Annotated in this window: 15 protein-coding genes and 1 pseudogene; 13 read left to right on the top strand and 3 right to left on the bottom strand. The window is 42.1% G+C overall.

Annotated features, from left to right (window positions below):
• The first annotated feature begins 39 nt into the window (after nucleotides 1-39).
• Together HBHAL_RS15895 and HBHAL_RS15890 are read left to right on the top strand one after the other, a co-directional pair.
• A complete protein-coding gene (locus tag HBHAL_RS15895) occupies nucleotides 40-408 on the top strand; it encodes a nuclear transport factor 2 family protein (RefSeq protein ID WP_014644485.1) in 369 nt (122 codons plus the stop codon).
• Nucleotides 409-445: 37 nt separating this feature from the next.
• Nucleotides 446-835, top strand: coding sequence for a hypothetical protein (locus tag HBHAL_RS15890; RefSeq protein ID WP_014644484.1), 390 nt, complete (start codon nucleotides 446-448; stop codon nucleotides 833-835).
• A gap of 117 nt (nucleotides 836-952) precedes the next feature.
• Here the strand turns inward: HBHAL_RS15890 and HBHAL_RS21880 are convergent, their stop codons facing one another.
• Together HBHAL_RS21880 and HBHAL_RS15885 are read right to left on the bottom strand one after the other, a co-directional pair.
• On the bottom strand, nucleotides 953-1,792 hold the full coding sequence (locus HBHAL_RS21880; protein ID WP_223254294.1) for a TetR/AcrR family transcriptional regulator: 840 nt from the start codon (nucleotides 1,790-1,792) through the stop codon (nucleotides 953-955).
• Nucleotides 1,793-1,897: 105 nt separating this feature from the next.
• A pseudogene (locus tag HBHAL_RS15885) lies at nucleotides 1,898-4,981 on the bottom strand (efflux RND transporter permease subunit); the annotation flags it as partial.
• A 114-nt stretch (nucleotides 4,982-5,095) separates the two neighbouring features.
• Between HBHAL_RS15885 and HBHAL_RS15880 the strand changes: the two are divergent.
• From HBHAL_RS15880 to HBHAL_RS15840, 6 genes are all read left to right on the top strand, one after another.
• On the top strand, nucleotides 5,096-5,941 hold the full coding sequence (locus HBHAL_RS15880) for a TetR/AcrR family transcriptional regulator (protein ID WP_014644482.1): 846 nt from the start codon (nucleotides 5,096-5,098) through the stop codon (nucleotides 5,939-5,941).
• 1,327 nt (nucleotides 5,942-7,268) lie between these two features.
• Nucleotides 7,269-7,610 carry a helix-turn-helix domain-containing protein gene (locus HBHAL_RS15865; RefSeq protein ID WP_014644480.1) on the top strand — a complete coding sequence of 114 codons (342 nt, stop codon included), beginning with the start codon at nucleotides 7,269-7,271 and terminating at the stop codon, nucleotides 7,608-7,610.
• A 213-nt stretch (nucleotides 7,611-7,823) separates the two neighbouring features.
• Nucleotides 7,824-8,123, top strand: coding sequence for a TIGR04104 family putative zinc finger protein (locus HBHAL_RS15855; RefSeq protein ID WP_014644479.1), 300 nt, complete (start codon nucleotides 7,824-7,826; stop codon nucleotides 8,121-8,123).
• A 36-nt stretch (nucleotides 8,124-8,159) separates the two neighbouring features.
• Nucleotides 8,160-8,921 (top strand): class I SAM-dependent methyltransferase, encoded by a 762-nt coding sequence (locus HBHAL_RS15850; RefSeq protein ID WP_014644478.1) that lies wholly within the window; start codon nucleotides 8,160-8,162, stop codon nucleotides 8,919-8,921.
• Nucleotides 8,922-9,147: 226 nt separating this feature from the next.
• Nucleotides 9,148-9,492 carry a MerR family transcriptional regulator gene (locus HBHAL_RS15845; RefSeq protein ID WP_014644477.1) on the top strand — a complete coding sequence of 115 codons (345 nt, stop codon included), beginning with the start codon at nucleotides 9,148-9,150 and terminating at the stop codon, nucleotides 9,490-9,492.
• Nucleotides 9,492-9,953: an SRPBCC family protein gene (locus HBHAL_RS15840; protein WP_014644476.1), complete on the top strand. Its 462-nt coding sequence runs from the start codon at nucleotides 9,492-9,494 to the stop codon at nucleotides 9,951-9,953. Before HBHAL_RS15845 ends, HBHAL_RS15840 begins: the two co-directional genes overlap by 1 nt.
• Before the next feature lie 138 nt (nucleotides 9,954-10,091).
• Here HBHAL_RS15840 and HBHAL_RS15835 read toward each other — a convergent pair whose 3' ends face one another.
• Complete coding sequence (locus HBHAL_RS15835) at nucleotides 10,092-10,853, bottom strand: sporulation protein (RefSeq protein WP_014644475.1); 762 nt, start codon at nucleotides 10,851-10,853, stop codon at nucleotides 10,092-10,094.
• An 867-nt stretch (nucleotides 10,854-11,720) separates the two neighbouring features.
• On the opposite strand from HBHAL_RS15835, the gene HBHAL_RS15830 reads away from it, so the two are divergent.
• The 5 genes from HBHAL_RS15830 (at nucleotide 11,721) to HBHAL_RS15810 (ending at nucleotide 14,760) form a co-directional block, all read left to right on the top strand.
• Nucleotides 11,721-13,058, top strand: a complete 1,338-nt coding sequence (locus HBHAL_RS15830) for a short-chain fatty acid transporter (protein ID WP_041601411.1) — start codon at nucleotides 11,721-11,723, stop codon at nucleotides 13,056-13,058.
• Nucleotides 13,059-13,259: 201 nt separating this feature from the next.
• On the top strand, nucleotides 13,260-13,400 hold the full coding sequence (locus HBHAL_RS15825) for a hypothetical protein (protein ID WP_231853957.1): 141 nt from the start codon (nucleotides 13,260-13,262) through the stop codon (nucleotides 13,398-13,400).
• Nucleotides 13,401-13,483: 83 nt separating this feature from the next.
• Nucleotides 13,484-13,654, top strand: a complete 171-nt coding sequence (locus HBHAL_RS21755; RefSeq protein ID WP_173380437.1) for a hypothetical protein — start codon at nucleotides 13,484-13,486, stop codon at nucleotides 13,652-13,654.
• Between the two features lie 164 nt (nucleotides 13,655-13,818).
• Complete coding sequence (locus HBHAL_RS15815; RefSeq protein WP_014644471.1) at nucleotides 13,819-14,214, top strand: VOC family protein; 396 nt, start codon at nucleotides 13,819-13,821, stop codon at nucleotides 14,212-14,214.
• Nucleotides 14,215-14,301: 87 nt separating this feature from the next.
• Nucleotides 14,302-14,760, top strand: coding sequence for a hemerythrin domain-containing protein (locus tag HBHAL_RS15810; RefSeq protein ID WP_014644470.1), 459 nt, complete (start codon nucleotides 14,302-14,304; stop codon nucleotides 14,758-14,760).
• Nucleotides 14,761-14,799 lie beyond the last annotated feature (39 nt).

The following is a 14,799-nucleotide window of genomic DNA, read 5'->3' as shown; positions in this document are numbered from 1 at the left end:
TTGTATAGTTAATAGAACAGGAAACGAAGGAGATCATTTATGACTAATAATTTAATTAATCAAATAAGAGAACTGGAGGAAGCGCACTTAAATCTTAAGGTAAGAGAATCTCCTGAAGAACTCGATAAGATATTGGCAGATGATTTTTGGGAGATCGGCAGTTCAGGCATGATCTATGATAAGAAAGAATGTCTGGAACTTGGAGTTGTATTATCGCAGATGACTTTATATAACTATGAAATCGACAGGCTAGCTGAGGATGTGGTACTCGCAACGTACTTTATTGAAGATCAAACAAGGAATAGACATACCCTTAGGAGCTCTATTTGGAAATTTATAGATGACAGATGGCAGTTGTATTTTCATCAGGGGACCATAACTCAGTTACGAGTGAAAGATTTAACGTGATTCGATCATAAGTATTGGAAGGAGTGGGAAGGCTGCTATGCTTGAATACTTTGTTTTGCTTCCAATGATGGTGGTTGTATTTTACTCATTATATATGACTGCCCTATTTCCGAACTTTCTTACTTACACTGGCTATGGATATTTTCTGGTGCTTACTCTAATTTTTGTGGTACTCAGGGAAAGAATTAAATCCAATTATCATTTTGAGACTCCAGCCTATTGGGAAAAGAATTCTGAGTTAGTTGATATTGTGATGTGGTTCTATTTAATCCCGGGGTTTGCGGTTATCATCTTTGCTCTGATTTATTGGTTTAAAGGAAAGGAAGAGAGAAGGTTCAGGCACATTTTTGCAAGTACTATAGGCTTAATTCTTTTCTTCATTTATAACTATGCTATTTTTGAGCTGTTTCTAGGTTATAGCCGGTAAGATCATTATAGGAGGGGAGCTGGATATGGAACGGTATAAAATCTGCATCTCATATTTCTATGTTTATAAATAAATCCACTCCTGATTCATCAGGAGTGGATTTGATTTTACTCTCTTTTATTTACTTCTGGTATCACCCAGCATCTGGTCCACGTAGCCGCGGATAACCGGACTATTAATCGTCGTCAGATAACTAAGCATCCATTTAATTGCTTTTTTATTCGGAGAGGTAGTATTAACTTCCTCTTCCACAGAATCCAGAGTAGAGAGAAGCTTATGCTGATTCTCTTCACTGAGATTAAGGTGAGGCACCATTTCTCTCAGCTGCTTAATACTTAACCTGGTCAAATTGAAATTCTGGTTGTCTTCATCTGTTGGACTCATATTAGCCCAGGTCAGAATCGGAGCCTGACTGCTCTGGTTCAACTGCGTCATATACCCATCCAGACACTCCATTAAGAAGGAAGTGACGTGGGAGGAGTCAACGTTTGAATCCATCACCATGAATTGTTTCACATATTCCTTGGTCAAACCATTCAGCATAACGGCTGCATCCATGGAATATGATTTTTCCGTTTGATCATAGACACTTGCGATAAGCAATTGCTGATGATCAATAAGGGATTTGTCGCTGAATGTCACAAGGGCCATATGAATAGCCTCAGCATCAGCAGGTTGATGGACCATTTTACGCAACCATAGACCTCGTTTGATGCGGGCCTCAATCTGGTGGTAGATCTTTTCAGACGGTGTCAGCTTGTCGTCCTTATTGATCTCTGCAAACTCCTGGTCCAGAGCTTTTTGACTTTGCTCAATCAAGCCTGAAAGTAAACTGAACTTTGTGGTATAGTAACCGTTTAGTTCTCGTTCATTCATTTTACTCTCCTGAGCCACGTCCGCCATGGTGGCAGCAGTGTATCCTTTTTGGATAAAAAGATGTTCAGCTTTGCTTACAATATGGCTTTGAGATTCCCCGTTCTTAAGCTCCGTTGCAGCCAGTTCATCTTGATAAACGTTGTCACGGTCAAAAGAAGGAGAGGTGTTTGCTGTTTTGTCTTCTGCTTTCGTTCGTTTCTTTCGGCCGATTTTAGAAAGCAGTTCATAGACCACAGGAACAATTAACAGGGTCAGAAGCGTCGAACTTGCGAGCCCTCCGATAACCGTTAATCCGAGACCTTTACTAATAATGGATCCGCCTTCTAATCCTAAAGCGAGCGGCAGTAAAGCACCGATGGTCGCAAGGGCTGTCATAAGGATCGGACGTAATCGTGTAGTACCCGCGTCAAGCAGCGCTTCACGAGTGGTGAATCCATCTTTTTCACGCTGGATCACCCGGTCGATTAATACGATACCGTTAGTAACGACAATTCCGATCAGCATGAGTCCACCAATCATGGCCGAGATACTCAGCGTCTCACCGCCAATGAGCAATCCTAATACTGCGCCGATAATCGTAAACGGCAGGGCAAATAGAATCGCAAGAGGGGCTAACGCTCCGCCAAAGAAGATGACGAGTACCAAATAAACAATGGCAATCGCTGCGATCATGGCGAGACCCAGCTGACTGAAGGATTCATTAATATCCTCGGTCACGCCGCCAATCGATAGATCAACTGAGGCAGGGTGGTCAATGTTGTCAAGCTCTTCCTGTACGTCTGCAGAAATCGAGCCAATGTCGTCGGAGGAAGATGTCGCGCTCACACTTGCATAGACCTGGCCGCCTTGACGGCTGATCGTATCTTCTGTCGTGCCTTCTTCCACTTCCGCAATTTCATCTACCTGCACGGTCTGGCCGAGCGGTGTCTGAATTTCTTCATTCGTCAGTTCTTCAATGCTTTCATAACTATCGTTTTCAATTTCCAGATAAACCTGCAGCTCTTCTCCATCCTGCTGCACGGTGGTCACTTCCGGACGTTCACGATTCGGACTCAGCGTCTGACCAACCTGACCGGCTGTAAGTCCGAGACTGCTCAGCTCGCCAGGATTAGCTACCAGCGTATATTCTTCATAGGATTCAGACAGGCTTGATTCGGCATCCGACAGGTCTTCCTGGTCGTTTAGAATCTGTGTCACTTCTTCTACATACGGTTTGATTTCCTCGGTAGAATCTCCGAATACCTGGACTTGAATATCACTGCTGGAGCCAGTTGAAGAGAAGTCCTGGTTACTCCATTCTCCGCGATCGATCATTTCCTTCAGATCGTCCATAACCTGTTGTTTCTCATCAGAAAAATTCTCCGTGTCTTCGTTATACTCTACGAAAAATGCTGCCTGATTAGAGGCGCCGGGGTTCATTGGATTTTCTCCACCCACGGAATACTGGATATTTTCGACGTCTTCACGGTCAGCAAAATATTGATACGCATCTTCCGCAATTCCTTCCACATCTTCAACGGTCTGGCCTGGTGCCGGACTATACGTTGGCATGACCATTTTCTGTTCTTCAGAAGGAAGGAAGCTCACTCCAACCAGCGGAATTAAGGCAATACTTCCAGCCAGAATCACCACAGCGGCCAGGGAAGTAATGATTTTGTGATTTAATACACTGTTTAATACTTTCTTATAGCCTTTCGCCAGTCGTCCTGGGCCTTCTTTGTGACTCTTAGCTGCCTGCTTTTTATTTAATAGACTGTGAGACAGCATAGGCACAATGGTAACCGCAACCACCAGGGAGGCAAGCAAGGCAAATACAACCGTTAAGGCAAAAGGAAGGAAGATTTGGCCTACGACGCCTTCAACTAATCCTAGTGGCAGGAAGACGGCAATGGTTACGATCGTAGACGAAAGGATCGGCATAAACATTTCCTTCGTAGCAGATCGTATCAGGTCTTTACCTTCCAGTTTCTCATCGGTCAGCGACATCCGCCGGTAAATGTTCTCGACAACCACAATGGAGTCATCCACTACTCTCCCTATGGCTACTGTCATCGCACCCAGGGTCATAATGTTTAACGTAATGCCCATTTGGTTTAACACAATAAGAGCGATAAAAAGGGATAGCGGGATCGAAATCACTGAGATGATTGTCGTTCTGAAGTTTCTTAAGAATAATAGAATGACAGCAACTGCAAATAGTCCTCCGAAGAGGGCTTTATTTAACATTGTGCTGACGGATTCTTCAATCGGTTCACCCTGGTCAAAGGAATAAACGAATTCTATTCCATTGATGTCTTCTTCAAACTCGGAAGCTTGATCTTTCACAAGGTTAACCACGTCAACGGTGTTCGCTTCCTGAGATTTTACGATTTGTATAGAGATGGATTCTTCTCCATTAGTTCTGGAAATGGAATCCGTCTGGGCTACAATCTCAAGATTCGCTACTTCCGAAAGGGGAACCGTAGGAATACTCTCTTGAGCTGATTGTCCTGAACCTTGCTGACCGGCGCCCTGTCCGTTCTGGGGAGGGGTGATCGGGATTTCAAGATTCTCTAAGTCTTCCAGATTCGTAACGTTTCCATCCATAACGACCGATTTTCTCGTTTCATCGAACGTGTATAAGCCTAATGGGAAAGCCACATCCGCGCCCTGGATATAATTGGTCACGGTTTCCTGATCCAGCCCATTTTCCTGTAAGGCTTCTTCATCAAAGTTCATTTGAACTTCCTGGACCTGCTGACCGGAGACTTGAACGTCAGCCACCCCTTCCAATCCTTCCAGCTCTGGAACGATGGTATCATTAACGGTAGCGGTTAAATCTTCTAAACTACCACCTTCATTAAGCACACTCATACTAATGACCGGAAACGCGTTAAAGTTTACACGGGATACTTCCGGCTCCTGAGCAGCTTCAGGAAGCGTGAAGGAATCCACAGATTCTTGCAGTTCATCTTCAGCTTCATCTAAATCTTTACTATAACTGTATTCAAGCTGTAAACTTGAGGCATTCTGGAAGGAAGATGAACTGACGGTTTGAACCCCGTTCAGATTTTCCACCTGCTGCTCCAGCGGTTCTGATATTTCATCTGCTACCTCTTCCGGAGTTGCTCCCGGATACGTAGTGGTTACGGTAACGATAGGTGGATCAATGTCTGGAATGGTTTCCAGTTTCATGTTCAATCCTGAATACAAGCCCGCTGCTGTTATAATGATCGTGATTAACCAGACAGCGAATTTGTTGTTCATGGAAAAATTTATTATCTGCTTCATTTGTTCCTCTCCTCTCAATTTGACCACTTAGTCAACCTGGTCTAAAATATACATGACCGAATGGTCATAAGTCAAGAATCAAACTCTGAACGTATAGAAAGGGTTACAATCAATATGGATCCAAAGAAAAAGAATATTATAGAGCAATCGATCAAGCTATTTGCAAGAAAAGGCTTCAGCTCTACTTCCGTGCAGGAGATTGCCAGAGAATGCAATATCTCCAAAGGCGCTTTTTATCTTCATTTTAAGTCTAAGGATGAGTTGTTATATGAATTGTTTGAGCATTACTGGAGAAGAATGCAGCGGCGGGTCAACGAGGTTTCTTCCGAGCCTCTTGAGCCGAATGAAAAATTCGCCCAGCAGCTAAAGATTACAATTGAGGAAGTAGCGAATCACAGGGAATTCATTATTATGCAGGTCCGTGAGCAGGTTATTCCTTTTAATGAAAATATCGAGCAATTTATTAAAAAGATGCGCTACCATTCGTATTTATTTTATAAAAATCATCTAATTTCCATCTATGGAAAAGAGGCGGAGGCTTATGCCTGGGAAGGAAGCTTAATCACCCAAAGCTTAGTCAGTAATTACATTGATTTAATCATCATAGATAACGTAGAGTTTAACTTTTTAGAAGTAGCTAACTCTATTGTTACGAAGGTAGATTACATGATGAAGGGGATTATGGAAAACAAGGATATTCCCGTCATCACGGAGGAGATTATTGAGCAGATGGCTCCAGACGACTTCGGTCTCTCACAGCTGAATGAGATCATCCGTGAGTTAAAAGAAGTCACCGTGTCAGAAGCGGATCGGGATATTAAAGATACAGCTGAAGTTCTCACTCTTGAATTGGAACGCACTTCTCCGCGTGTAGCAGTAGTCAAAGGAATGGCTTCTAATCTTGAAAAACATGAAGAGTATTTAGATTTAGCTTCTAAACTAAGAGCTTATTTTATTTAAAAAACTTATTGCGCTAAAGGGCCGGTTAGTGGAAGACTCAGTTTCGAGATATCGGGTTACAGTGAAGGTCCTGCGGGGGACGATTCGCTTTCCGTGGGCATGTGGTAAGCTTCCTCAGGCTTCGCCTTCCGGGATATTACCGATCATGTTTATCCCACAGGAGTCTTCATCGTCCCCCTCCGGACCTTTGCGATTATTAAGCGCTCAAAATCCTCTACGTATATACCTCCATATGAGGAAAAATAACCTGTGATCAACGTTAATTCCGAGTCTGTCCAGGGGGATAAACGCCGATATAGAAGCATTTAGGACGATTTCAGGTTTCCCGTTTTTCCTATTAGCAGGGGTCCGTTCACAAGAAATCGCAGGGCTGGTGGGGAAATGAGGAGACTCCCGCGGGAGAAGGAGCTAGGCGAGACCCCACAAGGAGTGATAACGACTGAGGAGGCTTGCCAGTTCCCCCGCAGGAAAGCGACTTATTTCCCCACCAGCCCTCTTCCTTTTAACGTCACGGACCCATTTATCTCGAAACTGAGTCTTAAACAAACGGGAGCTTATCTGAAATAATCTTTGAGAATTAACAGTGTTATTTGTAATTCATGAAGGAGTTCGCTTATTAGTTGTACGTTCCGTTTGTCTTTCTATCGATATGACCATCAAGTCAAAGTTAGAAGAATAAAAATATTATCCTCTTTTATCCATTGACTATCCGGTCATTTACGTTTATGTTAGTAGTGTAATTGAATATTTTCCTTTTAAGGGGAGTAGCTTTTACAGCAAAGTCGTCAATCCAGAGTGAACTTCACTCTCGGCTTTGTTGGCAGTGATGCTGTTAGCAAGACCTTACCGTCCGGGTATAGGTCTATAGATATGGAGTGGCCTATACACGTGTATAGGTCACTTTTTTTATGAACAATGAAGAAGAGAGGAAAGATGATCGTAACCTGCAATATTATAGAAATGGATTCGATGGTTATGGTTGGGAAGCCATAAATATGCATAATAGGGGAGGCGGAAAGATGTCCGGAATTTTCAATTCGAGCATTCAAAAGTTAAAGGACGATGGAGTAAATATTAAACAGACACCGATGAAGAAAAAGGATTGGAAGAATATGTTTTACAGCATGAAGAAAAACTCACTCATTTGTTTTAGACCAGGGGAATATAGACGGTCTTAATACAGATGAAACAAGGGATTTGAGAAGAGGTAGAGAATATGTGAGGAGCAGAGTGGAATCTGTGGTAAAATCCGGTAACAAGATGGTAAGTTGAAAAAATAGAGAGGTAATCTATCTCTATATACCAGAAAATATGAATGGAGGATATGATGAAGCAGTTTGCTAGCAGTCTAGCGCAGATTTTTTTAGGTTTATGTATTTTAGCAGGGTCCTGGATGATCGCCGATGCGATGAAAGATAATAATCCTTCTGGGAATTCTATTGAACAGGTACAAGTGAAACCCCAGACGAAAGATCAATTATTGAGTCATTCGGAATTACAAGAATACTTAGGAATTAAACAGGACCAAGTAGAAAAGCTCCTGCCAAAAAAAGAAGGAAACGTCACCAAGAGCCAAATTCCTTACATACAGATTGGCTATGAATACTATTTTCCAGTCAAAGCTGTTGATCAATGGCTGGAAGAAACGGAAGCTGCAATTTTTGATTAAAGAAGATTCTTATAGTTTACTGATAAAAATGAATAGATTAAGCAGAAAACTAGTTGCTGTAAGTATTGATTTAAACATGCTAAAAAAAACTCTCGGAGGAATGAGCATGCATAAGTATCAAAAACTGACTGTCTCTTTTGCTTTATTTTATGCTGTGAAGTGGAGCAGAAGACGACAAACAATGTACATGTGAATGAAAGAGGAGGGTGAAAAATGCCTGTATGCAAAAGCTGCCAAGAAGAATGGACATGGGGTGAAACCATGAAGAAATCTTTTACGTTAGCTGCTGGAATTACGTGCCCGCATTGTGAAAAGAAGCAATACCTTACTGCTTCCTCCAGAAAGAAAAGCAGTCTAAGTATTTTCCTTATTCCTTTCGTTATGTTGATCTCTCTTTTATTCGATAACTCTTCCCCACTCTTTTTATTCTTTTTAATAGGAACTGGAGCACTTGTGATGAGCGTGCAGCCTTTTATCATGGAATTATCCAATGAAGAGGAGCCGCTTTGGTAATGAGTCCGGGTTATGAAAAGGGAGAGGAGATTACCTATGAAAGAAACCGACTTTTCTACTATTGCTGATCACTACGATAATAATCATTATAGAGTCAAAGAATTAGAAAAGGATACGACCTTAAAGGCCCATATCACTAAACAAAAGAAAGAGAAGTATGAAGTGCTTGATTTATCATGTGGAACAGGGCTGTATCTTGCTAAGCAAGTTCCTTTATTTCATGATTCACGAGTTCGATGGACTGGATTGGATGCATCGGAAGCTATGCTTGAAAAAGCAAAAGAAAAGCTTGGATCGATTCAGCTGGTTCATGGCTGCGCGGAGAGTATGCCTTTTGAGTCAGACAAATTTGATTACATAGTCAATAACTATTCGTTCCACCATTATCAGGACAAAGAAAGAGCTTTGGATGAGATTACACGGATTCTCACGACAAATGGACTGTACAAGATGCACAATATGGCTATTCATGCCATGCCGAAGTGGTGGGTGTATCACTACTTTCCTCAAGCTTATGTTGAGGATGTACAAAGATTCTGGCATCATGATGAGATCTATGAAGCACTTAAGAAAAGAGGTCTTGAAGTTCAATTACACGTGGACTATCGCCGGCAGGAGGTCACGGTCTCGGACTATCTTCCGCATGCGGAAAACCGGGATATTTCCGTATTGACGTTAATCAGTGACGATGTATATGAGAAAGGGCTGAACAAAATGAAGCAGGAGGTAAAGGAAGATCCCCTCCTAACCATTCCCCATGAATTTGCCGAGCTTTTCCTCACTGCAAAAAGACGATAGGTTGAAAAAATCGTTTGGTCAAAATGAACGAAATAAAGGGAGGTTAATAGAAACCTCATGATAGGTAGTAACGAATTGTTCTAAGGGACGATTGTTCCTCTGGTCAATTCTATAACCCTCTCCATGGAAAAAGGGGATCCTTGTCATTATGCCAGGTTATCTGCGAATTTCTATTGACTGTGTGGTGTACCCCATAGTTTAAGCTAAAGGAGAAGAGGAGGTCTTCATGTATAAAGTCAGCGAATTTTCAGCTTTAACAGGATTAAGCAAAGAAACATTAAGATACTATGCCCAAGTCGGGCTTTTAGAGCCTGTGTTCGTCGACCCAGCCAACCAATACAGATATTACGACGACGGATCCTACCTTCTCGCTTTATTGTTGGCGAAGCTGCGGGGGTTCGGCTTGACCATCCATGAAATGAAGACTGTTATGAACGATAAATCCTTTGACAATCTGGAAAAATTATTGCTTAAAAAAAAGAAAAACATCGAATCTGAGATTGAAGAATTACGTTCTAAGGTAGCAGATATTGACGAGTTTATCGAGTCCGGAAAGGAGAGGGATAAATAATGGAATGGAAAGAAGAGCGAACCATAGAAGCGAATATAGAAACGGTATGGAATTTATTTCGGGAGGAAAACATGCCTGTGATTATGCCGAAAGTTATTGAAAATGAGCCGGTTCACATAGAAGAAGGGGGAGTGGGATCTAAATACCGGCAAAAGTACCAGGAAGGGAAACGCGTAGAAACCTATATCGTGGAAACGGTAGGGTATGAAGATACGGATGAGAAAAAGTTTAAACAGCTTAACTTTACCTTAGCGAAAGCATTCGATATTACTTTTTCTTTCACCCTTGAAAAAGTGACTGAGTCCACGACCCGCTTTATTTATGAAGGGAATAACCGGGGAGTCAACTTTGTGGGCAGAGCGCTTATGAAGCTTGGAAGTAAGAAGAACAACCAAAAGGTCGTAAATGACTTTATGGACCGTGTGGAGGAAGAAGCATTAAAAGAAGAAGCTAGGACTTAAAAAAGGAGCACAGACGCTCCTTTTTTGCATGAACAAATGTAATTCCACTGCGCATACTCTTCGTGTAATAGGGAGAACTTTGGATGGATTTCGTGCTTCATAATAAAACGCCCAGGGTTTCCCTGGGCGTTTTATTTATCATTGTTTGAATTGATCAATGGTTTGCTGCAGCTTACGTGCTACGCCATCTAACGAACCGTTAAGTTCGTCGCTCGTAAGCGTGACTTTCGTTCGGCTTTCATCCATTTCCAGGGCTTCAGCAAATAACCCGCCAAGACCTCGGGCACGTCGATCCACTTCAAGCATCACATCAACATGGTTTTCTTTTAAAAAGAAAATCGCTTCCAGTTCATCTAAGTAAGAACGGTAGTCTCCGCCTGGGGCGAATTCGAATTCCTGCACGTAACCAAAGTGTTTGGAATACTCCATTTCCACTTCTCTAAGGCGGAAACCAAGTCTGTTCTCTAATGCGTCCAGTACTTTTTCAATGTAAGGGTGCGGGGATACCTTAATCGGATCGCGGTCTTCTGGATCCAGAGCCATAGGAATATCCAGTCCCGTTTCAAACCAAAGCGGCAGCCTTCCGAGGGAAGCAGGGGTGTGATACGGAAGCTGAATTGAAAATGGGATTTCCTTTGTTTCGCCTTCTTTAATCGTCTCCTGATGAGCGATCGGGTATTTCTGGATCGCGACTTTTTCTTTGATTTTCTTATCGCCCGATTCACGGAGGGCTTCTGTCATGAGGAAAATGTGGATGGAGTCGATGGGTTGTTCTACATCTCCACCTTTGATGACGACTTTCCCGTGCACGTCTTCACCTGGTACAAATTGTGCTTTTTCCAACTGGGTGTCTACCTTAGCCGATCCCACACCTACACTTGCTAAAAATTTCTTGAACATCACTATCTCCTCCTTTCCTTGATTATACGAAAAAATGACGGGAAAAGGTTCAACTTTTTCGTAAAGGATCAGAGATTAAATGGGGAATTTATTATGTATTAGACTCTGTTAAACTTCCGTGTTGATTTTAAGGTAAAGCTCCCGTTTGTTTAAGACTCAGTTTCGAGATAAATGGGTTATAAGGAAGGTCCTCCGGGGGACGATTTCGCTTTCCGTGGGCATGTGGTAAGCTTCCTCAGGCTTCGCCTTCCGGGATCTTACCGATCATGTTCATCCCACAGGAGTCTTCATCGTCCCCCTCCGGACCTGGCCGAATCAGAAACTCGAAATCCACCAAAAATGCCTACTAAAATTAACGGGAGAGCAAAAGAGTATCTAGCTTATTTAAGTGTACAACCCCTGATATATAAGGGGTTAAGGCTGATTCAGAACGATTACCTCTATTATTGAAGGGTCCGTTCACTCCTCAATCATAGGATGGCGGAGGAAACGGCGAGACTCCCGCGGGAGAAGGAGCTAGGCGAGACCCCACAGGGAGTGAAACGAGCGAGGAGGCTTGCCAGTTCCCCCGCAGGAAAGCGAGTTGTTTCTGCAGCCACCCCCTCTCTTTATTAGCAACGGACGCAGAATATCTCGAAACTGAGTCTTCCACAATCCGGCCCTATTGCGTAATAAGGCTCTTATGAAAAATCAACATTAAACTTTAACAGATCCATGTATTAAAGGGTTACCTTTGAAGGATCATCTTGCATAGCAATTTGATCTGACTGGATATAATTTCTTTAATCTCCCTTGAATTTTCCATTTATTTCAGAGAGACTAGAACATGTTAGATTATTTTGAAAACGTTTACAAAGTTTAGGGGTGATGAGGTTGCTTAAAGGAATGACTTTGTTTTTTGATCGACTGGTTCAGCGGTATCTACCGGATGCGTTTTTGTTTGCGGTCATATTAACACTCGTGGTGTTCGGTCTTGGGATTGGTTTTACAGAAAGTTCTCCCGTTCAAATGGTTCAATTCTGGGGAGACGGGTTTTGGGATTTATTAGCTTTTGCCATGCAGATGTCTTTAATTGTTGTAACTGGATACATATTAGCCAACACCCCGCTTGTTAAGAGTGGGCTAGAGAGATTGAGTACGCTGGCTAAAACGCCAGGCCAGGCTATCTTGTTAGTTTCTTTTACTGCAGCGGCAGCGTGTTTAGTTAATTATGGCTTTGGTTTAGTTGTAGGAGCTTTACTGGCGATTCACGTAGCCAGACGTGTACCAAACGTGGATTATCGATTATTAATGGCCAGTGCCTACAGTGGATTTTTACTGTGGCACGGAGGATTGTCTGGTTCCATCCCTCTTACGATTGCAACGGAAGATCATTTTCTTTCGGACACGATTGGTTCGGTCCCGATTACAGAGACTCTTTTTAGCGGTATGAATTTATTTATCGTCTTTGTTCTATTAGTGTCCCTGCCGTTTCTGAATTTATGGCTGTTAAAGACCAGTGGTGATTTGAGCAAAAATAACCTGGAGCTGTTACATGAAGATCGGGCGGAAGAAGAGCTTGCAGCAACTGCTGAGCAGATGACACCTGCCGAACGTTTAGAAAACAGCGCCATCGTTTCGATCGCGATAGGGTTGTTAGGGCTATCGTTTGTTATTTACTTTTTCGTACAGAATGGTCTCGATTTGAATATCAATATCGTCAACTTTCTCTTCCTGTTCCTGGGGATTCTGTTTCATAAAACCCCTCGGAATTTTTTGAACAGTGTCAACGAAGCGGTAAAAAACGCAGGTGGTATCATCATTCAGTTTCCTTTCTATGCAGGGATTATGGGAATGATGGTGGCTTCTGGATTATCTGAGCAAATGTCTTCCTGGTTTGTAAGTATATCTACGGAATTCACATTTCCTTTGTTTGCTTTTATTAGTGCTGGAATTGTTAACTTCTTTGTCCCTTCCGGCGGAGGGCAATGGGCTGTCCAAGCACCAATCATGGTTCCGGCTGCGATGGATCTTGATGTCAGTACCGCCAAAACAGCGATGGCTGTTGCCTGGGGAGATTCATGGACGAACATGATTCAGCCATTTTGGGCTCTACCTCTGCTTGCAATCGCTGGGTTGAAAGTGAAAGATATTATGGGATTCTGCGTGATCATTTTTCTTTGGAGTTTCATTCCGATCTCCATCGCTCTATTATTCATCAATTGATCCATTGAAAAGCGGGACCTTCGATACTGGGGGTTCCGTTTTTTCGATGTTTGGATACAAGTTGAAATGATTAAGTCTATATGACTTTAAACGAGAAAAACACACCTGTATTTTGTAAAATTGTTTATGAATTGGCAGGAGTTTAATTATGGGGGGAAGCAGATGAACAAAAATCAAAGACTAACTATTATTTTTATACTGTTGGGATCAATTTTAATTTCAGGAGGCATAGGTCTTCGTGATTATGTGAATTATTCACTTGTGATAGGATGGTTAGCCGGGTTTATCTCGCAACTGCTTGCAGTATGGTTTGCAATTAAATGGTATAACGAAACAAGATAATCACTAAGGTTCAACTGATCATCTGTTTATCCCTCCGGTTTTAAAAGAAGAAACATCCTACGATACAAAAAGGAGTGAAACGAATGAATGGTTTATTAATTATTGTTGTCATCATCCTTTCTCTATGGTTAATTACCAATACTATCCAAAAGGTAACGAATAAGGTATTGGAGAAGCAGGACCAGCAGACGCAACTATTAGAGGAAATAAAAGCGAATACGCAGTCTGGTTCAAATGGAAGTGGTGATAAGTAAGGAGTAGATTGCTCTGGAATCATGTGATGAGTGGGAATTCGGACTAATGGGTACTTTGCAGGATACTTACGCATAAAGAAGGAGTCTGAAACTAGAAATAGAATATACATACTTGAATGAGCGATTGGAAATGTTTAAAAAAAACATATCAACAGGAGGTTCTTATGGGAAGAGTTATTCATTTTGAAATTCATGTGGATGATATGGAACGGGCTAAGAATTTCTATAGCGGGGTATTCGGATGGACATTTGAAGATTGGAGCGAGTACGCGGGAATGCCTTATGCCGGAGCTGTGACCGGCGATGACAAGGAGCTTGGGATCAATGGAGCTTTAATGCAGCGCCAAAGCGCGCCTCCTGAATTAAATCAGGCTCTGAATGGCTATGCCTGTACCATAGGTGTGGAAGATTTCGATGCTGTTGAATCTAAAATTTTAAATCATGGCGGCCAGGTCGCCATGCCGAAATATGCCCTGCCAGGAATGGCCTGGCAAGGATACTTCCTGGATAGCGAAGGAAATATTTTCGGGCTTCATCAGACAGATGAAAACGCAGAATAGAGAGAGGCTATTTATATCTATAGCCAATTAATCTGTAAACCGTGTTGTTGATTCTCACAAGAAGTGCTTATGGAAAGGAGGATGGACTTGAAAAGGCATGAAGCTTTAATCCCTTTGTCCCACCACCACCATCACGCTTTAGTTATGGCTCTTGAAATGAAAAAAGCTGGGACAGAAAAAAGTGAAAAGAACTATAAGCAATTAATAAGGGAAATGATTAATTTTTGGAAAGAAGATGGCCAGGATCACTTTAGGGATGAGGAGGATATTCTACTACCGGTTTATCTTGAATATGCTGAACAACCTAATGAAGGTTTGGTCAAACAGATGCTCTATCAACATGCACAAATCAGGTGTCTGATTCGTCATCTTCGAGAAAGTCAAAATACATCCTATGATAAAGTGAATGAATTAGGGAAATTACTGGATGAACATGTACGACTGGAAGAAAGAGAATTGTTCCCGTTGATTGAAGAAGCAGTACCTGATAAATACCTTTATGAAGCAAAAGGTGGTTTTCATAGAGATTCGTTAAGTGGGAAGTAAGACATATTTGCACATACAAGGATATACCGGTCATGTTAT

The sequence above is a fragment of the Halobacillus halophilus DSM 2266 genome (genome assembly GCF_000284515.1).
Classification (GTDB): Bacteria; Bacillota; Bacilli; order Bacillales; family Halobacillaceae; genus Halobacillus; species Halobacillus halophilus.
The sequence above is the reverse complement of the archived record's forward strand: the minus strand, read 5'-3'. Positions and strand labels throughout refer to the sequence as shown.